The sequence below is a fragment of the Mycobacterium sp. E802 genome, from assembly GCF_001666875.1.
In the GTDB taxonomy this organism is placed as follows: domain Bacteria; phylum Actinomycetota; class Actinomycetes; order Mycobacteriales; family Mycobacteriaceae; genus Mycobacterium.
This window is the reverse complement of sequence record NZ_LZJD01000081.1, coordinates 13,554-32,165: the sequence shown is the minus strand read 5'-3', so window position 1 is coordinate 32,165 and position 18,612 is coordinate 13,554. Positions and strand designations below refer to the sequence as shown.

Genomic DNA, 18,612 nt, shown 5'->3' with positions numbered 1-18,612 from the left:
GGAGGTGCACCATGCGGTTACTCAGCCGTTCAGACGAGGTAACTGAGACAACCGTGCCCGAGGCCGAACCGTCAGACCAGGGCGAGAAACGCCGAGGCAGGCCGAAATTGGCGACGGCGGCGGGCGTGGCCGGCGCCGTCGGCGTTCTGCTGAGCGTGGCGCTGCTGGCGGTGACCGGTTACCTGGTCCGGTACCAAGTGCAGGCCGACCAGACCCAACAGCGTCGCGCGGAATTTGCCGCAGCTGCATCACAAGCCGTGGTCACCCTGATGTCGATCGACAGCGCTGCCGCAGAGGACAACGTACGGCAGATCGTCGACAACTCGACCGGACAATTCAAAGACGACTTCCAGTCCGCCTCCGACGATTTGATCAGAGCCGCAAAAGATTCCAAGGCGGCGACCAAGGCCACAGTTGCCGCGTCCGCCGTGCAGTCGATGACCGCCGACACCGCCGTTGTGCTGGTCAGCGCGGCGACCACGATCAACGACGCAGCTGGGGCCGGTCAGCAGCCACGCAACTGGCGGCTGAGCGTCACGATGCTCGACGACGGGGGACAGATCAAGATGTCGAAGGTGGAGTTCGTCCCGTGAGCACAATCGAAGCTGATACTGAAATCCCGTCCGACTCCGAATCTCTCGACGAGGAGCCGAAAGCCGCCGACCCGGATGACGTGGCCGACGAGTGCGACGACACCGCCACCGATGGTCCGCAGCGCGGCACGCGGTGGATCCGGCGACGATGGCGCGCTGTTGCCATCGTGTGTGTACTCCTGGCCTCAGCGAGTTCGGCGGCGGCCGTGTACTTCGGCGGGTACCGCGACGCACACGAGACGGCCGGCGAGACCACCGCGGTGATCGATGCCGCCTCTGACGGCTCGGTGGCGTTGTTGTCCTATGCCCCAGAGAGTTTGGATCAGGACATCGCGACCGCACAATCTCACTTGACCGGCGAATTCTTGACGTACTACAGCCAATTCGCCGAACAGTTCGTCACACCGGCGAGCAAGGAGAAAGACATCCGCGCCGCCGCTTCGGTCGTTCGGGCGGCCGCCATCGACGTGCAACCAGACACGGCGCAGGTGTTGGTGTTCCTGAATCAAGCCACCACAAGTCGCACCAACCCCCAACCTGTCGAGGCCGCCAGCGCGGTGAAGGTGGGCCTGACGAAGGTCGACGGCGATTGGCGAATCTCCTCCTTCGATCCGGTGTAGCTCTTCGATCCGGTGTAACCCTTCGATCCGGCTCAGCCGCAGCACGTGATTCGCCGGACCACACCGTGTCGCCCATCCGTCACTCGCCGAGATGTGGCGGAGTCGTCTCGGTGAGGTGGGGCCTGGGCCGCCCCGGCGGCGGCTTCCTACGGGCCGCGGGTTGTCTTGTTTTCGAGGACACAGTCGTTGACGGGGTATGCGCGTTCGATCGGGATCTCGTCGAGCAGTATCCAGCCGGTCGGTAGCACTGGATCGGGCGGTTCTGGTTCGAGCGGGCCTGTGTCCCAGAGGTGTTCGACATTGGGCGCGGTGAGTGTGAGCTCGTCGAACATGCTGTCCCACTGGGGATCCCATGGTGCGGGAATTTCGGGCTCCGGTCCCAGGTGCCACCGCGGCTCAACGTGTGGTGCCAGCTCCGGATCGGGAGCGGGCTGAACCGGAGGTTCAGGGTCGGGCTGGATTTGTGGTTCGGGTTCCGGCTCGGGTTGGTGCTCAGGCCGCAGCGTGAGGTCCGGCTCGGCCGGGGCCGCCGCGTCCGGCGCGGGTTCGGGCTCGGATCCGGGTGGGACGAGGAGAAGTTCGGGGCGGTGGTGGTAGTTGATGCGGTGTTGGCCGTGGTCGAGGGCAGGTGGCGGGTGCCATTCGACCTCACCGTTGGGGTTGATGGTGGTGGTGTAGCCGCCATCGCTGTTGACGAGGCGGTTGTCGGGGCCGCAGGCCAGGGCCATGTCATCGACGTTGGTGTCACCGCCCTCGGCCCAGTCTTTGCGGGCGTGATGGACCTGGCAGCCGTAGGGGCCGACGGTGCAGCCCGGTTTGGTGCAGCCACCGTCGCGGGCGATGAGCATGATGCGTTGGGCGGGGCTGGCGATGCGCCGGGCCCGGAAGTAGGCCAGCGCTGCCCCGGTGGCTTCGTCGAACACCGCCAGGTGGTGGCTGCCGTGGGCGCCCATGCGGATGACGTCTTTGATCGGGAGTTTGGTGCCATCCCCGCTGACGCCGATGCCGGCACGCGATTCGAGATCTTGCAGGGTGGTGCGGATGATCACCGACACCGGTAGCCCGTTGAGTTGACCGAGATCGCTCATCAAGGCGATGCGCCCGATGACCAGCAGAGCGTCGTGTTGGCGTTGGGCCAGGCTGCGGTGGTCGTTGTCGATCTGGGCTTGGGTGGGGGTGCCGGTGGTGCAGGGCTCCTCGTCGTCGGGGTTGCACATGCCCGGAGCGGCGAAGCGGGCCAGCAGCACCTTCCAGACCGCGGCAGCTTCGGGGGTGAGGTTGCCCGTCAACCCCGTCATGGCATCGGCGCCCTGCTCGCCGACATGGACACCGCGTCGGCGTTGGCGTTCGGTGTCGTCGGGTTCGGGGCCGTCCTGATCAAGCAAGAACAGCCGCAGCTCGGCGGTTTCTTTGAGTTCTTTGGGCCCGACCCCGACTGCCACGCGGACCAGGTCCAGTTCGAACTGTTCGCGGGTCACCTGATCGACGAAGCCGGGCAGTCGGTCGACCGCGTCGCGCAGGACCTTGATGTGGTCGGCGGTGAGCAGACCGGCGGCTTGGGCGGCGGCCACGGCCTGCAGTGCCGGGGGTATGGGTTGGCCGGTCAGGCTGCGGCGGGGACCCAGGGCAGCGGCTTCGGCCAGGCGGCGGCCGGCTTCCCCGGTCGACAGCCGCCAGCGGACCCGCAGCACCTCGTTCCAGGATTTGGCGCCCAGCTCCCTTGGCGTGGTCTCGGCCTGCAGCCGGGCCAGCATCCGATGCCACATGGTGGGCATCTGACACCGCAGGGTCTCGTATTCGTCGAGCACCGCGAACAGCTCGGTGTGGGTCAACGACTCCAGGTCGCAGGCGGCGAAGGCGTCGTAGGCGGCGCGTAACGCCGCCACCGCCTGGACTACGTCTGCCTGCATGATTCGAACATACATTCGACCACCGACAAGTTCGGCGGCTCAGGTCAGTGTGTATCGCGCTTGGGGAGCAGGGTGTCGTGGGCCGAGGACGTGGCGGCGCGGAACAGCACGGCGATCAATGCCAGTGCTCCGAGTGCGACGACCGGGATGGTCCACAACCGGCGCACCATCAGGGCCGACCCGCACTTGTCGACGTATTCCTGACCGGCTGCGGTGGCCTGCACCAGATGAGCCGAGAATCCGGACCCGCAGGGGATCTGCATGCCGTACTGATCGAAGTCATCCAGATATACCGGCATGCTCATCAGGTACAAACCGATGGCAAGCACCACGGCGCCGGCCAGTCCGATGTAGACAGCGCGATAACTCACCCATCCCCCTTCAGGTCATGCACACGTCGGTGAACAGCAATACGGGCCACGAGACGATCGATCCGAGGAACGACACCACCGCATCCAGACCGCCCATCGACTGCAGGTGGTCGGTGTGGGTGCCGGACCAGACGGTGCCGATCAACAAGTACGGCACCCCCAGCACCACCGCGACGACGATCAGTTCGCCGAGGGCGACGCGGTAGGCCAGCAACCTTCGCAACCTGGCAAGCACGGGACCCCCATCCGGCATCGACGCCATCTATGTTAATGACGATTCTCACTGGCACTACCATTTTGACCCGGCTGTTCGGTCGGTTAGGGTGACGGAATGGCGCGCACCTCGCCCCGGTCGATCGACAGTGGTGCCAATGGTGTGCGACGACGACCGAAAGATCGAAAGGCCCAGATAGCGCGGGCCTCGGCGGAGTCCTTCAGCGCCCTCGGATACCACGGGGTCAGTATGGAAGCCATCGCGTCGCGGGTCGGGATTTCGGCGGCTGCGTTGTACCGACACTATTCCAGCAAGTACGAATTGTTTCGCGACGCGGTACTCAACCTCAGCCAGCAACTTGTGGACGGGACGGCATTCGCCGACGAGGCCGAGGAGGATCCGCAGGAGCAGTTGCGCCGGCTCGTCGCCGCGCTCAGCGACACGGCTCTGGCCAACCGGGAATCCGGCGGCCTGTACCGCTGGGAGGCGCGCTATCTGCGTGGCGACGACCAGAGCACCCTGGATGCCCAGGTGCGCACGGTGCACCGCCGGATTCATCGCCCGCTGACACAGTTGCGGCCCGAGCTGAGTTCGCGCGAACGCTGGACGATGTCGACCGCGGTCCTCGGCGTGATCGGCAGCGTCGTCGACCATCGTTCCAAGCTGCCCGCCGGTCAGGTGCGGGCGCTGCTGGCCGACATCTGCGACACCGTGCTGTCCGCCGAACTGCCCGAGTTCCCCACGGCGAGCGATCCGGTGGAGCCACCGCAGCCCCCGGTGACCACCACCAAATACGAGGCGCTGCTCACCGAATCGATGCGGCTGTTCAACCTGAACGGCTATCGCGACACCACGATGGAGGACATCGCGGCCGCGGTCGGCATGCCCGCGTCGGGCATCTACCGGTACTTCTCCGGCAAATCCGACATCCTGGCCGCCGGGTTCCGCCGTGCCGCCGACCGGCTGTCGGCGGACATGGCCGAGGTGCTCGGCGCGACGCAGGATCCCGAGCAGGCGCTGGGGGCCCTGATCGACGACTACGTGGCCCGGTCGTTCGACCACCCCGAACTCGACTACGTCTACTACACCGAACGTCTGAACATGACCCCCGCCGACCAGAAGATCCTGCGCGATCTGCAGCGTGCGGCCGTGGAATCCTGGGTCGAGGTGGTCACGCCGGTGCGGCCGCGGTGGAGTGCGGGGCAGGCGCGCTTCGCCGTTCATGCGGCGATGGCTTTGGTGATCGACTTGGGCCGGCTCATGAATTATCAGAACTCCGAGCCGGCCCGCGCCATCGTCTCGACGATGATCGATCTCACGCTGCTCGGTCGTTACCGATTGCGGACGGCGTTGCCGGCCAGGTAAGCCAGATAACCCAGCGAGCCGATGGCGGCCAGCTTGCGGGTCTTGGGCACGAGCAGGCCGAGGCCGATCGCAGTCTCGATGCTGCCGTTGGTGTAAATGTGCTTCTGCGTGTCCTTGGGGAACGCCGGCTTGGTGATCGACTCGAACAGCTGCGGCTTGATGAAGTGCGCTGCACCCGCGCCGGTTATGCCGAGGCCGACGAGCTTGACCAGCTTGGAGTTGTTGCCCTCTGCCATCTGTGATCCTCTCTGATCAGGCAAATGTGTAGTCGCTCAACGGAAAACGTGAGGCTTCTGCGACGGCCCGGCGGGTCGTCATCGGCCGGAGCAGCGTGGCTTCACCGGCCGGATTGAAATAGTACGACCGCGCCGATGCGCAGTTGCCGAGGGTGAACAACGAATCGCCGAGCGCCTCCGTCATCCGGTCCAGGTATCGGGCGTTGGCCTGCTCTGTGACCTCGAACGTCGTCGCGCCGCGGCGCTTGACCTCGCCGAACAGCCGGGTCATCAGATGCATCTGGTACTCCATGGTGTTGAAGAAGTTCAACCCCAGGAACGCGTACGGGCTGGCCAGGCTCAGGAAGTTCGGGAAATACGGCATCGAGACACCTTGGTATGCCTGGAATCGCGTTTCGCGCCACCACTTTCCGAGGTTGCGGCCGTCACGGCCGATGACCTCGATCGCCGGGAAGTTGGCCTCCCACAGATCGAACCCGGTGGCCAGCACCAGGGTGTCGATCTTCGTCGTGGTGCCGTCGGCGTTGACGATGCCTCCCGGCTCTATGCGTTCGATTCCGTCGGCCTGCAGATGCACGTGAGGTTTGGTGAACGTGCGGTAGTAGCTGTTGGAGAATGTCGGGCGCTTGCAACCGAAGTCGTAATCCGGGGTCAACTTGCGGCGCAGCTCGGGGTCACGGATCGAGGCGAACCGATGCAGCTTGGCCAGATCGGCCGCCGCGATGTTGAACCGCCGGAAGTACCGGTGCTTGAGCACCGCGGTGTCGACCATGAACGCGTAGATGCTGTCGGTGACCGCTCGCACCGCACGCTGGGTCAACGGCACCCGGGCGAACAACGACTTGGCCCGGGAGGAGAACTTCAGGTCGATCTTGGGCACCACCCAGATCGGGGTGCGCTGGTAGATGGTCAGGTCTGCGGCTGTCTTGGCCAACTCTGGTATGAGCTGCACCGCGGTGGCGCCCGTGCCGATGACCGCGATCCGCCGGCCGTCGGGACGGTAGCTGTCATCCCACTGCGTGGTGTGGATGACGGTGCCGCCGAAATCGTTGATCCCGGGGATGTCCGGTGTGCGTGGCTGGGACAGGAACCCGGTGGCGGTGAACAGGAACCGGGCGCTGAGCACCTCACCGTCGGCCACAGCGACGCGCCAGAGCGACGCTTCCTCGTCCCAACGGGCGCCCTCCACCGTGGTGTCGAACCGGATGTGCCGGCGCACGTCGTACTTGTCGGCGACGTCGTCGGCGTATCGCTTGATCTCGGTACCGGTGGAGAACAACCGCGACCAATTGGGATTCGGCTCGAAGAAGTAGGAGTACGTGGTGGTCGGCACGTCGACGGCCAGGCCGGGGTAGTGGTTGACGTACCAGGTGCCGCCGAGATCGTCCTCGCGTTCGAGGATCACGAAATCCTCGATGCCCAGCCGCTTGAGCTGGATGGCCGCGCCGATGCCGGCAAAGCCGGCGCCGACGATGATCGCCTCGAAATGTCCCGGGCCCATGCCGCAAACAGTACCGCAGGTACCGGGTACTTTGTCGAGGGGAGTGCTGACGGCCTGCGGAGCCGGCTACACCCGGCAGTTCATCCACGACGCAGCCGTTGCGGCCCAGCGCTATTCGCTGGTGGATTCGCTGGCCATGGACGCCCGGCTCCGCGCCGACCTGGCGACCGCCATGCGGGGCGTCGACGTGCTGCTGTGCCCGACCTCGGCCGTGACCTCGCTACAGGCCGACGGCGAATACCTCGACGGGATCGACACGCCGTTCGGGCATCGCGAGCACTACTGGGAAGGACACCTCACCAGTCCGTTCAATGTGGCCAACCACTGCGCGGTGCTGTCGGTGCCCAGCGGTCTGTCCGACGAGAACGCGCCGACGGGCGTGCAGGTGGTCAGCCACCCCCACGACGAAGCGATGGCCTTCCGGGTCGCACACGCCGTCGAGGGCCTGGTCGGATTCGACGGCAGACCCGTGTTGAGCGCAGGCGCCTGACCCGTCTGCGGGTCCAGCCAGCGCCGCGGGCGCAACGGTGGCACTGTGCCGTCAGAACAGCTTCGCGAGCACCTCACCGGCCTCGGCGTCCTCCACGCAGGGGGTGATGTCGAACGTGAGGAATTCGCCCCACTCCGCGACCGACTCGAACATGGTCTTGGCGTCGTCGGTCTCCACGATGGCGAAACCCTGGCCGTTCATGCCCCACCAACGGCCGAGCATGGTCGACCCTTCCGGAATTTGGCCGCCGGTCTTCTTGAACTTCTCGACCGCATCCCGGTAGTTCGTCTGCGACTGGGTCCAGTGCACGATGAATTTCATGGCGTACTCCTTCTTGTGATGCGGGCCGGAATCGGCCCATCGGCGACGACGGTGAACGGGCTTGCGAGCGGGAAGTCGTCGTGCAGCGAGGTGATCGAGACCTCGCGGATGATCGTCGCCAGCGCCAGGGTGGCCTCCAACATGGCGAAGTGATCGCCGACGCAGGACCGTGGCCCGCCGCCGAAAGGCAGGTATTGCCAACGGTTTCGGCCGACCGAACGCTCCGGGGTGAACCGGTCCGGATCGAACGTCAGCGGATCGTCCCACAGCGCCGGATCCCGGTGCAGCGCATAGATGTCGACGCTCGCCATCGATCCGACCTCGGCACGGTAGCCGTCGACGGTGATCTCTTCGTTGAGCACTCGAATCATGCCCGCCGCCGGTGGGCACAGACGCAGTGCCTCATGCAGCACCCGCACGGTGTAATCGAGGCGAGGTACGTCCTCAGGAGTGAGCATGCGCTCGCCGAGCGCGTTGACCTCGTCGTGAACCCGGGCCTGGATGTCGGGATGCCGGCCCAGCGTCCACAACGAATAACACAGCGTCGTCGACGTGGTGTCGTGCCCGGCCAGCATGAAAAGCACCAATTCATGGCATATTTCGTCGTCGGTGAGATGGCGACCGGTATCGGGGTCGCGAGCCTCGACGAGCGCATGCACCAACGGGGCATCACGGTCGGGTTCGGCGCGCACCGCGGCGAGAATCTCGGCAGCCAACTCGTGAAGTCGTGCATTGGCCGCCCGGGCGCGGCGCTGGCCCGCCGTCGGGAACCACTGCGGAAGGTTGACCGGTCGCACCGAACGGTCGGCCACCCACGACAACGCAATGCGCAACGCCGGCCCGATCTCGTCGGCCCGCTCGTCCAGATCCAGCCCCAGCACCGAGCGGCCCAGCGCACGCAAAGTCAGGACACGACAGGCATTGTCGAGGTCGATGCGCTGACCGTGCGCCCATCCATCGGTCAGCGACTGCGCTGCGGTCGCCATGTGTCCGGCGTACCGAGGGACGTGCTGCTTGGTGAACATCGGCTGCAATGTGCGACGACGGGGCAGCCAGCGGTCATGCGGCAGGTCGAGTAGGTTGCCGCCCATCAGCTGCCGCAACTGCACCATGGTGGTGACACCGCCGCGGTCGACGACGCCGTCGCGCCGGCTGAGCACGTCGTGCGCGCCCTGCGGTGTGGCGACCAGGAGGAGCTGGGGGATCAGCCACCGCGGACCCAGCACGGTGCGGGTCAGCGGGCCACCGGCCTCGTGCAGTCGCTGCTGGCCGACGGCAAAGTCTCGTAGGGACTTCAGCTGCTGCCAGTAGGGCAGCGGATTGCGTGGTGCCAGCGGTAGTGCCGAGGGAGACGTTGAGGGGGCAAGCTGGATCTCGACCATGCGTCGAGTGTCGGTTCGCCGGAGCCGGGCGGCCTAGAGTAGCGCGTTACTCTATTTTGCCCGTGCGGGGATTCTTGCTGGTAGCAATGCATGTGACGGTGCGGTCTCCGCGTTGCCAGGAGTCGGCGGTCGGATACAGCACGAACAGCTGGATCGCCGAATCGGCGGTGACATTCGGGGCGTACTGGTCCAACGCCGGGGCGCATTTGTCGGTGTATTTGATCACCGCGGTGTCGCCGGGAAACTCCCCGTCGGGCAGCGGCAGCACCGCGAACACCTCACCCTTGTGCGGCTGATCGCAACTCACCGTCTTGACGTACAGCACGCGGCTGCTGTCGGGAATCTCGGACAGGCAGTCGCCCGATTTGATCTGGCTCGCCTCGGTGGCGCCGCGGTCGCGGGAGAGATAGAACACCGCACCGGCCGCGACCACCAGTGCGATCACCACCACGACCGCCAACAACACCCATTTGAGTGCCGAGGAGTTCTTCGATGGCGGCGAGTACGCGCCGGGCACCCCGGAATTCTGCGAATACGGTTGCGGTGGAGGCGGCGGGTAACCGTGACCGGGTGGGTAGGTCATGGTTCGACGATATCGAGTGCCCGCAAGGCGGCGTCCACCGCGAGGGCCGGCACATTCACCCGCTTGGACCCGAGGTCGTGACGGGCGCCCTCGATGATGACAATCTCGGTCGGCGCGCTCACCAATGCCGCTGCGGCGGTGATCTCTTCGACTGTGCCGAACGGGTCGGACGTGCCGTGAGTGAACACCGTGGGCATCGTGATGCGGGGCAGATGTTCGGTGCGGGCGCGCTCGGGCTTGCCCGGCGGGTGCAATGGGTAGGAGAACAGCGTCAAGACATCAATGGCCGGCCCCGGCTCGTTGTTGTCACTGGCCACCATCGACGTCATCCGGCCGCCGTAGGAATGCCCGCCCGCGATCACCGGGCCGTCGCTGAGCGTGCGGGCCAGGGCAACCGCCTCCGCGATGCCGTCCTGGTCACCGGCGGCCGAGCCGGACGGTGGCCCCTTCGGCCTGCGCCGGCGATACGGCAGGTTGTAGCGGATGGCCAGCCAGCCCCGGGATGCCCACTCGTCGCAGAGCTTGACCAGCATCGGAGAGTCCCGGTTGCCGCCGGCGCCGTGGGTCAGGACGACGACGCCCTGAGCCGGGCCATCGGGTTCGTGAGCGATACCCGCGATCGCGTCGAGGTTCATGACTGCAACCGGAACAGCGCGTTCACCGGGCCGTGGCCATGACCCAGCGGATATGCCGCCCGGATGCACTCCGTCACCCAGGCTTTGCCGAACTCCACCGCCTCGGGAACTGAATAACCATGGGCCAGGGCACATGCCGTCGCCGCCGCGAGGGTGTCGCCGGCGCCGTGATCGTGGCCGGTGTCGACCCGGGGAGCCTGGAACTCGTGAAATTCGCTGCCGTCGAACAGCAGATCGGGACTGGCCGGCGACGAGCGCAGGTGACCGCCCTTGACCAGTGCCCACCGCGGACCCAACGCGTGCAGCGCGCGTGCCGCATCGCGCTGGGAGGCGGAGTCGACGACATCGATGTCCACCAGGAGCCGCACCTCGTCGAGGTTCGGCGTGACCAAGGTGGCCAGCGGGAACAGCTCGGTGCGCAAGGCGTCCAGCGCGCTGTGATGCAGCAGCGGATCGCCGTGCATCGATGCGCACACCGGGTCGACGACGAGCGGCACGGTGGACGCCAGACCTTCGGCCCGCCAGGTTTGGGCGATCGCGGTGATGATCTCCGCGGAGGCCAGCATCCCGGTCTTGGCGGCCTCGATGCCGATATCGGTGACGACGGCCCGGATCTGATCAGAGACGATGTCGGGCGGGATCTCGTGAAAACCTTTGACGCCCACCGAATTCTGCACGGTCACGGCGGTGACCGCGACACAGCCGTGCAGGCCGAGCATGGCAAAGGTCCGCATGTCGGCCTGGATTCCGGCGCCACCGCCGGAGTCGGACCCGGCGATGGTCATCACCCGTCGCGGTGCGTCACCGGCGGGTGCCAACGGCAAGAAGTTCACGTCGCCAATGGTAGGTAGACGCGGTTGCCGTGGTCGGCGAACTCCTGGGACTTGGCGGCCATGCCCGCGGCGATCTCATCGGGGACACCGCCGGGATAGGCGTCCCGAATATCCTGCGAGATCCGCATCGAGCAGAACTTCGGCCCACACATCGAGCAGAAATGCGCGGTCTTGGCCGGTTCAGCGGGCAACGTCTCGTCGTGGAAATCGCGCGCGGTGTCGGGATCGAGCGAGAGCGCGAACTGATCGTGCCAGCGGAACTCGAAGCGGGCCTTCGACAGTGCGTCGTCACGCTGCTGTGCGCGGGGATGGCCCTTGGCCAGGTCGGCGGCATGTGCGGCGATCTTGTAGGCGATCACGCCGTCCTTGACGTCCTTGCGGTCCGGCAGGCCCAGGTGTTCCTTGGGGGTGACGTAGCACAGCATCGCGGTGCCGGCCTGGGCGATGATGGCCGCGCCGATCGCGCTGGTGATGTGGTCGTACGCCGGGGCGATGTCGGTGGCCAGCGGGCCCAGCGTGTAGAACGGTGCCTCTTCGCAGAGTTCCTCTTCGAGCTTGACGTTCTCGACGATCTTGTGCATCGGGACGTGGCCCGGGCCTTCGATCATCACCTGCACGCCATGGGATTTCGCGATCTTGGTCAGCTCACCCAGCGTGCGCAGCTCGGCGAACTGGGCCTCGTCGTTGGCGTCGGCGATCGACCCCGGCCGTAGCCCGTCGCCCAGCGAGAACGTCACGTCGTAGCGAGCCAGGATCTCGCAGAGTTCCTCGAAGTGGGTGTACAGGAACGACTCGGTGTGGTGTGCCAGACACCAGGCGGCCATGATCGACCCGCCGCGGCTCACGATGCCGGTGACCCGGTTGACGGTCAGCGGGATGTACCGCAGCAGCACCCCGGCGTGCACGGTCATGTAGTCGACGCCCTGCTCGCATTGCTCGATCACGGTGTCGCGGTACATTTCCCACGTCAGCTTGGTGGGGTCACCGTTGACCTTCTCCAGTGCCTGGTAGATCGGGACGGTGCCGACCGGGACCGGGGAATTGCGCAGGATCCACTCGCGCGTCTGGTGGATGTCCTTGCCGGTGGACAGATCCATGATGGTGTCGGCACCCCATCGGGTGGCCCACACCATCTTGTCGACCTCTTCACCGATCGAGCTGGTGACCGCCGAATTGCCGATATTGGCATTGACTTTCACCGAGAACGCCTTGCCGATGATCATCGGCTCGCTCTCGGGGTGGTTGTGGTTGGCCGGAATGACGGCTCTGCCGACTGCGACTTCTTGACGCACCAGTTCGGCGGAAACGCCTTCGCGCTCAGCGATATACGCCATCTCGGCGGTGATCTCGCCGGCCCGGGCGCGCTGCAACTGCGTGCCCCGGTCGTTGACCACTGCGGGTCGCGACGGCAGACCTGTGTTCAGGTCGATCGCCGCGTCGTCGGCGGTGTACGGGCCTGAGGTGTCGTACAGGTCCAGGTGTTCACCGTTGGTGAGATTCACCCGCCGAAACGGCACCCGCATGGTGGCGCCGTCATGGTTGATCTCGCGATAGACCTTGGTGCTTCCCGTGATCGGACCGGTCGTCACTGATGGGTCGAGAACAGAACTACTCATTTCATCTCCCTACGCCGGCATTACCCGGTCAGGTTCGTACGGTCGACGGGCGTACCCGTCCTCTCAGTGCGCTCGTGCGCACTCCCGCGTGTGGTTTGCAGGCCCCAACCTAGCGCAGACGTGGGCGGAGGGATACCGGGAGTCAGTCAATTGACAGGAAACGGTGTCCGGCGGCGATGTGGAGAGCCAGGCGCTGTGACGACTGCCTGGCCCTCCGATTCTTCGGGTTGCCGCGGCTTGATTTGCATAGCTAATATATGTGTTTTGAACATGTTGGGCCTCAGCGCCCCCTCGATAGCGACTAGAGCGAAGACGGAATGACGACTGAGATGACGAAAGCGGCCGGAGACGCCGACACCGCGGAAGCGGTGACCGCCGACCGCCGCAAACGGATGGACCACGACCACCCCTTCTACAAGTGGGTGGTGCTGTCCAACACCACGTTGGGCATCTTGCTGGCCTCGATCAACGCCTCGATCGTGCTGATCTCGCTGCCCGCGATCTTCCGTGGTATCGGCCTGAATCCGCTGGCTCCCGGCAACGTCAGCTACCTGCTATGGATGCTGATGGGCTACCTGGTGGTGACCGCGGTGCTCGTCGTGCCGTTCGGACGTCTCGGCGACATGTACGGCCGGGTCCGCATCTACAACCTGGGCTTCGTGGTCTTCACCGTGGCGGCGATCGCCCTGTCGTTCGACCCGTTCCAACTCGGTGGTGGCGCCGTCTGGCTGATCGGCTGGCGCGTCATCCAGGGTGTCGGTGGCGCCATGCTGATGGCGTCGTCCTCGGCGATCCTCACCGATGCCTTCCCGGCCAACCAGCGCGGCATGGCGCTGGGCACCAACATGGTGGCCGCCGTGGCCGGGTCGTTTCTCGGGTTGCTGATCGGCGGCTTCCTGTCCGAGTGGCACTGGAAAGCCGTCTTCTGGGTGGGTGTGCCGATCGGTGTCGTCGGCACCATCTGGAGTTACCGCTCCCTCAAGGAACTCGGCGTCCGCACCGCCGGGCGCCTCGACTGGGCCGGCACGCTGACCTTCGGCCTGGGCCTGACGGTATTGCTGATCGGCATCACCTACGGCATCCAGCCCTACGGTGACTCCACCACGGGGTGGACCAGCCCATGGGTGCTGGGCTCCATCGCCGTCGGGCTGCTGCTGCTCGTGGCGTTCTGCGTCGTCGAACTCAAGGTGTCGTCGCCCATGGTCGACATCCGGCTGTTCAAATCGGCGGCGTTCGGAATGGGCAACCTGGCCGGGCTGATGTCCTCGGTGGGCCGCGGCGGGTTGCAGTTCATGCTCATCATCTGGCTGCAGGGCATCTGGCTGCCGTTGCACGGCTACAGTTTCGAGTCCACCCCACTGTGGGCCGGCATCTATCTGCTGCCGGTCACCGTCGGGTTCCTGGTCGCCGCACCGATCGCCGGATCACTGTCCGACCGCATCGGCGCGCGGCCGCTGACCGTCGGCGGCATGCTGCTGATGGCGGCCACGTTCGTGGCGCTCCTGCTCATCCCGGTCAACTTCGACTACTGGGTGTTCGCGATCCTGGTGTTCCTCAACGGCCTGGGTGGCGGCATCTTCACCGCCCCCAACACCGCGGCCATCATGTCGAGCGTGCCGGCCGGTCAGCGTGGTGCGGCCTCCGGGGTGCGGTCCACGTTCTTCAACGCCGGCAACTCACTGTCGATCGGTATCTTTTTCTCGCTGATGATCGTCGGGCTGGCCAACACGTTGCCCGTCGCACTGACGAGTGGCTTGACGCAGCAAGGTGTTTCGGCATCGGTGGCGCACGATGTGGCGAGCCTGCCCCCGGTCGGCAGCCTGTTCGCGGCGTTCCTGGGCTACAACCCGATGGCAGAGTTACTCGCCCCCTACGACGCGTTACATCAACCGGGCGTCAACGCCGACGTGATCACCGGGCAGACGTTCTTCCCGCAGTTGATCACCGAGCCGTTCCATTCCGGCCTGACGGTGGTGTTCACCGCTGCGGCCGTGATGATGGTGATCGGTGCGGTGGCGTCGATGTTCAGCGCGGGTCGGTATGGGACGGAGGCGGGAGCCGACAACGAGGCCTGAGAGGCGGGAGCCGACAATCAGGCTTGAGCGGCCGACCTACACTCGGGTTGGTGACCACCACACAGCGTCGCGGATTCAACGACGCCATCACGAGTTTCTGGAGTTTCGCCGCACCGGCCTATGACCAGGGTTGCCTTCAGCGGTGGGTGTACCGGCCAGCCCAGGATGAGGTGATCGCCCAAGTTCAGGAGCGCGGTGCCCGTTCGATCGCCGACGTCGCCTGCGGCACCGGCATCCTGGCTGACCGGATCCAGCGGGAACTGCAACCCGATGAGGTCTACGGCCTGGACATGTCCGATGGCATGTTGGCCCAGGCCCGCAAGCGTTCTGGCGATGTGCGGTGGAAATCGGCCCCTGCCGAGGAACTGCCTTTCCAAGACGGTTTCCTGGACGCCGTGGTGACCACGTCGGCATTTCACTTCTTCGACCAGCCCGCCGCGCTCGCCGAGTTCTACCGGGTGCTGGCGCCCGGGGGAATGGTGGCGGTGACGACGATGAGCCCGCGCCGCACCTTCCTGCCGCTGCACGCGCTCTCGGCCGACCTCGGTGCACCCGCGCACAGCCCCACTGAGAAGGAGATGCGTGCGCTGTTCGAGGCGGCCGGATTGACCGTCGTCGAGCAGCACCGGGTACGCCGGCCAGTGTGGACACCGATCTCCGACGTGATCACCGTGGGCGTCAAGCGCGCATGACCGAGAACGAGGACGGCCCATTTCAGATTCGCGGCCCGGTACAACTGCGTCGAGAACGGTGCGCCGACACGACCGCCGATCAGCGTCTGTTGGACCGCCGCGGTCCGACCGACTGGGTGCACACCGATCCCTGGCGGGTGCTGCGCATCCAGGGTGAATTCGTCGACGGTTTCGATGCCTTGGCCGAAATGCCCAGGGCGGTCACGGTTTTCGGTTCAGCTCGGACGGCTCCGCATTCGCCTGAATATCGGTTGGGTGAGGAATTGGGCATCGCGCTGGTGCGGGCCGGCTATGCGGTGATCACCGGCGGCGGCCCGGGATCGATGGAGGCCGCCAACCGCGGGGCAAGTGAGTCCGGCGGCTACTCGGTGGGTCTCGGCATCGAGCTGCCCTTCGAGCAGCGCCTCAACCATTGGGTCGATCTCGGCATCAACTTCCGCTACTTCTTCGTGCGCAAGACGATGTTCGTCAAATACGCACAGGCATTCGTCTGTCTGCCCGGCGGGTTCGGCACCCTCGACGAGCTGTTCGAGGCGCTCACCCTCGTCCAGACGCACAAGGTCACGAAGTTTCCGATCATCTTGCTGGGCGTCGATTACTGGTCGGGCCTGATCGACTGGATCCGCAATACGGTTCTGCGCGAAGGGAAGATCTCCGAACCTGACCTGGCGCTGCTCCATTGCACCGACAGCGTGGCAGAGGCTGTGGAGATCATCGCGGCGTCGGCATCGGAATAGGCGTCGCCGTCAAGCGTCAGCTGAGCTCCACCACGACGGGGGCGTGGTCGCTGGGGGCGGTGGTGCCTTTCTTGGGGCGCCGTTCGTCCTTGACGATCTCGGCGTGCGTCACCCGGGAGGCGAGGCCAGGGGAGCCGAGGATGAAGTCGATGCGCATGCCGCGGCGCTTCTGAAATGCCAGCTGGGTGTAGTCCCAGTAGGTGTAGATCCCCGGACCGGGAGTGAAAGGGCGCACCACATCGGTGAATTGGGCGTCGTGCATGGCCTGGAAGGCAGCCCGCTCCGGCTCGGACACATGGGTGCTGCCCTTGAATGCGGCCATGTCCCAGACGTCCTCGTCGGTGGGCGCGATGTTCCAGTCGCCGACCAGTGCGATGGGCTGCTCCGGGTCGTCCTTGAGCCATCCGGCGGCGGTATCACGAAGGGCGGCAAGCCAACCCAGCTTGTAGGTGTAGTGCGGGTCGGTCAGGGTGCGACCGTTGGGCACATACAGGCTCCACACCCGCACCCCGCCGCACGTGGCGCCGAGCGCGCGGGCCTCGGCGGTGGCCTCTTCTTCCGGCTTGCTGCTCCACGTCGGCTGGCCGTCGAACCCGATCTCGATGTCGTCGAGGCCGACCCGTGAGGCGATGGCGACGCCGTTCCACTGGTTGAGCCCGATGTGGGCCACCTCGTAACCCAGCGCGGCGAACGGCATCATCGGGAACTGCGCGTCGGTGCACTTGGTTTCCTGCATGGCCAGAACGTCGACGTCGGCGCGTTCGAGCCAGTCGACCACGCGGTCCACTCGAGTTCGGATCGAATTGACGTTCCAGGTGGCCAGGCGCATGGGGTTAGAGGGTACGTGCCGGCCTCAGGCGAGCAGGTCGTCGGCCGCCACATAACGGGTTTGGTGGTGCAACCGGAAACCGAGCGACGTGTACAACGCGATGGCCTCGTGGTTGCCGACCTCGACCTGTACGTAGGCCCGGGTCGCGCCGACCTGCGTGGCCCAGACCAGCAGCGCTTCGCACAGCGCCCGGGCGTGGCCTTGACGGCGATGCTCGGGCGAGACCCGGATCGAGGAGATGCCCAGCCAGGATGTGCCGTCGGCCGATTGTGTGACGGCGCCGCGGCCGACAGCGCAGCCGGCCGCGGTCGCGAAGGTCAACTGCCCATCGACCACAGCCGTCAACACGTCGAGGGGAACCTCGCGGTCGTAGATCTGGAGCCACTGTGCGTCCGGTTGCTGCTCCAGCGTGACGCTCGAGGCCGAGGGTTGCGCCGGCGTGACAGCCGACGGGGGAGTGGGCAGCTCGCGCACCATCACCCGCGTCGGCTTGATGCCCGGGTTGCGCACCGGCAGCAGTCGTTCGGGCAGGGCCAGCCAGGCCGGCAGGTCACGTTCGCGGTACCAGCCGCGCACCGCGTCCAGATCGGCGATCTGCGCCGACACGCCCAACGGGATCGCCGAATTGGCGCGGCTCGTCACACCGTGTCCGGCGCGCAGCAGCCAACCACCCAGCCATTGCTGTTCGACGCCGGGCCAGGCCAGTGCCGCGGCATGTTCGAGCGCACGGATCTGCGAGGCCCGCACCGGGGTGTGCGACAACTCGCGCACGCTGACGACGTCGCCCGGCGCGATCTCGACGAGTTCGCCGTCCTTGGTACGGATCTGCACTGTCGGCGCAACACGTTCGACGTAACCGATGACATCAGTGAGCGGCTTGGCCGCCCCGGCCGGCAACCGGTAACGCAGGCTGACCCGGGACCCGAGTGCCGGCAGGTCGGGCATCAGTGGCCGAACGGGTCGGGGACCTCGCCGGGCATCCAGGACAGGCCGGGCACACCCCAGCCGTTGCGCTTGACGGTCTTCTTCGCCGCGCGGGCATAGCGGCCCACGAGGCGGTCGATGTAGAGGAATCCGTCGAGGTGACCGGTCTCATGCTGCAGCATGCGGGCAAACAGGTCGGTGCCCTCCAGAGTGACCGGTGATCCGTCCGCGTCCAGCCCGGTCACCCGCGCCCAGTCGGCCCGGCCGGTCGGGAAATTCTCGCCGGGAACGGACAGGCAGCCTTCCTCGTCCTCGTCGGGGTCCGGCATCGTCTCGGGCACTTCGGAGGTCTCGAGCACCGGGTTGATGACCACGCCGCGGCGGCGGGTCGTGTGCCCGCGGGTGGCGGCGCAGTCATAGACGAACAACCGCTTGGCCACACCGATCTGATTGGCGGCCAAGCCAACTCCGTTGGCGGCGTCCATGGTGTCGAACATGTTCTGGATGAGTTCGGGGAGGTCTGCGGGAAGCGAACCGTCCGGGCCGACCGGCACCGGCTCGGTCGGCGTGTGCAGAACGGGATCCCCGACGATGCAGATCGGTACTACGGCCATGGGGGAAGCTTAAGGTGGCAATGCAACTGGTCCGACTCGCGGGTTTATGTGTCAGCCAGACCCAGCAAGCC

The 18,612-nt window shown here is 66.1% G+C and carries 21 protein-coding genes and 1 riboswitch; of the genes, 7 read left to right on the top strand and 14 right to left on the bottom strand.

The features are described 5' to 3' along the window. Positions 1-11: 11 nt before the first annotated feature. Together A5699_RS11995 and A5699_RS11990 are read left to right on the top strand one after the other, a co-directional pair. Complete coding sequence (locus A5699_RS11995) at positions 12-593, top strand: hypothetical protein (RefSeq protein WP_197508267.1); 582 nt, start codon at positions 12-14, stop codon at positions 591-593. Beyond that, positions 590-1,213: a twin-arginine translocation pathway signal gene (locus tag A5699_RS11990; protein WP_082957672.1), complete on the top strand. Its 624-nt coding sequence runs from the start codon at positions 590-592 to the stop codon at positions 1,211-1,213. The genes A5699_RS11995 and A5699_RS11990 overlap by 4 nt, the downstream gene beginning before the upstream one ends. A gap of 146 nt (positions 1,214-1,359) precedes the next feature. Here the strand turns inward: A5699_RS11990 and A5699_RS11985 are convergent, their stop codons facing one another. The 3 genes from A5699_RS11985 to A5699_RS11975 are packed head-to-tail and all read right to left on the bottom strand — an operon-like array spanning position 1,360 to position 3,729. Continuing rightward, complete coding sequence (locus A5699_RS11985; protein ID WP_082957671.1) at positions 1,360-3,138, bottom strand: HNH endonuclease signature motif containing protein; 1,779 nt, start codon at positions 3,136-3,138, stop codon at positions 1,360-1,362. Positions 3,139-3,167: 29 nt separating this feature from the next. Further along, entirely contained in the window at positions 3,168-3,494 is a 327-nt protein-coding gene (locus tag A5699_RS11980; protein ID WP_067769471.1) for a hypothetical protein, read from the bottom strand. Positions 3,495-3,504: 10 nt separating this feature from the next. Beyond that, entirely contained in the window at positions 3,505-3,729 is a 225-nt protein-coding gene (locus tag A5699_RS11975; protein WP_142253852.1) for a hypothetical protein, read from the bottom strand. A gap of 96 nt (positions 3,730-3,825) precedes the next feature. On the opposite strand from A5699_RS11975, the gene A5699_RS11970 reads away from it, so the two are divergent. Next, complete coding sequence (locus A5699_RS11970; RefSeq protein ID WP_067769469.1) at positions 3,826-5,073, top strand: TetR/AcrR family transcriptional regulator; 1,248 nt, start codon at positions 3,826-3,828, stop codon at positions 5,071-5,073. On the opposite strand, the gene A5699_RS11965 is transcribed toward A5699_RS11970, so the two are convergent. Together A5699_RS11965 and A5699_RS11960 are read right to left on the bottom strand one after the other, a co-directional pair. Continuing rightward, positions 5,040-5,309 (bottom strand): hypothetical protein, encoded by a 270-nt coding sequence (locus A5699_RS11965; RefSeq protein ID WP_067769467.1) that lies wholly within the window; start codon positions 5,307-5,309, stop codon positions 5,040-5,042. The two genes, A5699_RS11970 and A5699_RS11965, sit on opposite strands and share 34 nt — an antisense overlap. A gap of 16 nt (positions 5,310-5,325) precedes the next feature. After that, entirely contained in the window at positions 5,326-6,810 is a 1,485-nt protein-coding gene (locus A5699_RS11960; RefSeq protein WP_067769465.1) for an NAD(P)/FAD-dependent oxidoreductase, read from the bottom strand. On the opposite strand from A5699_RS11960, the gene A5699_RS11955 reads away from it, so the two are divergent. After that, positions 6,809-7,300: an amidase family protein gene (locus A5699_RS11955; protein WP_231965690.1), complete on the top strand. Its 492-nt coding sequence runs from the start codon at positions 6,809-6,811 to the stop codon at positions 7,298-7,300. The genes A5699_RS11960 and A5699_RS11955 overlap by 2 nt on opposite strands. A gap of 51 nt (positions 7,301-7,351) precedes the next feature. Here the strand turns inward: A5699_RS11955 and A5699_RS11950 are convergent, their stop codons facing one another. From A5699_RS11950 to thiC, 6 genes are all read right to left on the bottom strand, one after another. Further along, positions 7,352-7,621, bottom strand: a complete 270-nt coding sequence (locus tag A5699_RS11950; protein ID WP_067769461.1) for a DUF3303 domain-containing protein — start codon at positions 7,619-7,621, stop codon at positions 7,352-7,354. Continuing rightward, positions 7,618-9,003 carry a cytochrome P450 gene (locus A5699_RS11945; protein WP_067769459.1) on the bottom strand — a complete coding sequence of 462 codons (1,386 nt, stop codon included), beginning with the start codon at positions 9,001-9,003 and terminating at the stop codon, positions 7,618-7,620. The genes A5699_RS11950 and A5699_RS11945 overlap by 4 nt, the downstream gene beginning before the upstream one ends. Positions 9,004-9,049: 46 nt before the next feature. Then, complete coding sequence (locus A5699_RS11940; RefSeq protein ID WP_067769457.1) at positions 9,050-9,586, bottom strand: septum formation family protein; 537 nt, start codon at positions 9,584-9,586, stop codon at positions 9,050-9,052. Continuing rightward, on the bottom strand, positions 9,583-10,221 hold the full coding sequence (locus tag A5699_RS11935; protein WP_067769456.1) for an alpha/beta family hydrolase: 639 nt from the start codon (positions 10,219-10,221) through the stop codon (positions 9,583-9,585). The genes A5699_RS11940 and A5699_RS11935 overlap by 4 nt, the downstream gene beginning before the upstream one ends. Then, positions 10,218-11,054: a bifunctional hydroxymethylpyrimidine kinase/phosphomethylpyrimidine kinase gene (gene thiD / locus A5699_RS11930; protein WP_369806691.1), complete on the bottom strand. Its 837-nt coding sequence runs from the start codon at positions 11,052-11,054 to the stop codon at positions 10,218-10,220. Before thiD ends, A5699_RS11935 begins: the two co-directional genes overlap by 4 nt. After that, on the bottom strand, positions 11,051-12,670 hold the full coding sequence (gene thiC, locus A5699_RS11925; protein ID WP_067769452.1) for a phosphomethylpyrimidine synthase ThiC: 1,620 nt from the start codon (positions 12,668-12,670) through the stop codon (positions 11,051-11,053). The genes thiD and thiC overlap by 4 nt, the downstream gene beginning before the upstream one ends. After that, a riboswitch (TPP riboswitch) is annotated at positions 12,659-12,768 on the bottom strand. Its footprint overlaps the gene before it by 12 nt. Positions 12,769-12,987: 219 nt before the next feature. Here thiC and A5699_RS11920 point away from each other — a divergent pair. The 3 genes from A5699_RS11920 to A5699_RS11910 are packed head-to-tail and all read left to right on the top strand — an operon-like array spanning position 12,988 to position 16,174. Next, positions 12,988-14,745 carry an MFS transporter gene (locus A5699_RS11920; protein WP_197508266.1) on the top strand — a complete coding sequence of 586 codons (1,758 nt, stop codon included), beginning with the start codon at positions 12,988-12,990 and terminating at the stop codon, positions 14,743-14,745. A 50-nt stretch (positions 14,746-14,795) separates the two neighbouring features. Then, positions 14,796-15,437 (top strand): class I SAM-dependent methyltransferase, encoded by a 642-nt coding sequence (locus A5699_RS11915; protein ID WP_067769450.1) that lies wholly within the window; start codon positions 14,796-14,798, stop codon positions 15,435-15,437. Further along, entirely contained in the window at positions 15,434-16,174 is a 741-nt protein-coding gene (locus A5699_RS11910; RefSeq protein ID WP_067769448.1) for a TIGR00730 family Rossman fold protein, read from the top strand. The genes A5699_RS11915 and A5699_RS11910 overlap by 4 nt, the downstream gene beginning before the upstream one ends. 16 nt (positions 16,175-16,190) lie before the next feature. On the opposite strand, the gene A5699_RS11905 is transcribed toward A5699_RS11910, so the two are convergent. The 3 genes from A5699_RS11905 to A5699_RS11895 are packed head-to-tail and all read right to left on the bottom strand — an operon-like array spanning position 16,191 to position 18,541. Next, a complete protein-coding gene (locus tag A5699_RS11905) occupies positions 16,191-17,003 on the bottom strand; it encodes an exodeoxyribonuclease III (RefSeq protein WP_067769446.1) in 813 nt (270 codons plus the stop codon). Between the two features lie 24 nt (positions 17,004-17,027). Then, positions 17,028-17,948, bottom strand: a complete 921-nt coding sequence (locus A5699_RS11900; RefSeq protein WP_067769444.1) for a GNAT family N-acetyltransferase — start codon at positions 17,946-17,948, stop codon at positions 17,028-17,030. Continuing rightward, positions 17,948-18,541: a peptide deformylase gene (locus A5699_RS11895; protein ID WP_067769442.1), complete on the bottom strand. Its 594-nt coding sequence runs from the start codon at positions 18,539-18,541 to the stop codon at positions 17,948-17,950. The genes A5699_RS11900 and A5699_RS11895 overlap by 1 nt, the downstream gene beginning before the upstream one ends. Positions 18,542-18,612 lie beyond the last annotated feature (71 nt).

Coding starts and splice junctions, on each gene's coding strand:
- A5699_RS11995 (WP_197508267.1), top strand. CDS start 12: ATGCGGTTACTCAGCCGTTCAGACGAGGTAACTGAGACAACCGTGCCC.
- A5699_RS11985 (WP_082957671.1), bottom strand. CDS start 3,138: ATGTATGTTCGAATCATGCAGGCAGACGTAGTCCAGGCGGTGGCGGCG.
- A5699_RS11970 (WP_067769469.1), top strand. CDS start 3,826: ATGGCGCGCACCTCGCCCCGGTCGATCGACAGTGGTGCCAATGGTGTG.
- A5699_RS11965 (WP_067769467.1), bottom strand. CDS start 5,309: ATGGCAGAGGGCAACAACTCCAAGCTGGTCAAGCTCGTCGGCCTCGGC.
- A5699_RS11955 (WP_231965690.1), top strand. CDS start 6,809: ATGCCGCAAACAGTACCGCAGGTACCGGGTACTTTGTCGAGGGGAGTG.
- A5699_RS11960 (WP_067769465.1), bottom strand. CDS start 6,810: ATGGGCCCGGGACATTTCGAGGCGATCATCGTCGGCGCCGGCTTTGCC.
- A5699_RS11950 (WP_067769461.1), bottom strand. CDS start 7,621: ATGAAATTCATCGTGCACTGGACCCAGTCGCAGACGAACTACCGGGAT.
- A5699_RS11945 (WP_067769459.1), bottom strand. CDS start 9,003: ATGGTCGAGATCCAGCTTGCCCCCTCAACGTCTCCCTCGGCACTACCG.
- A5699_RS11940 (WP_067769457.1), bottom strand. CDS start 9,586: ATGACCTACCCACCCGGTCACGGTTACCCGCCGCCTCCACCGCAACCG.
- A5699_RS11935 (WP_067769456.1), bottom strand. CDS start 10,221: ATGAACCTCGACGCGATCGCGGGTATCGCTCACGAACCCGATGGCCCG.
- thiC (WP_067769452.1), bottom strand. CDS start 12,670: ATGAGTAGTTCTGTTCTCGACCCATCAGTGACGACCGGTCCGATCACG.
- A5699_RS11920 (WP_197508266.1), top strand. CDS start 12,988: ATGACGACTGAGATGACGAAAGCGGCCGGAGACGCCGACACCGCGGAA.
- A5699_RS11910 (WP_067769448.1), top strand. CDS start 15,434: ATGACCGAGAACGAGGACGGCCCATTTCAGATTCGCGGCCCGGTACAA.
- A5699_RS11905 (WP_067769446.1), bottom strand. CDS start 17,003: ATGCGCCTGGCCACCTGGAACGTCAATTCGATCCGAACTCGAGTGGAC.
- A5699_RS11900 (WP_067769444.1), bottom strand. CDS start 17,948: ATGCCCGACCTGCCGGCACTCGGGTCCCGGGTCAGCCTGCGTTACCGG.
- A5699_RS11895 (WP_067769442.1), bottom strand. CDS start 18,541: ATGGCCGTAGTACCGATCTGCATCGTCGGGGATCCCGTTCTGCACACG.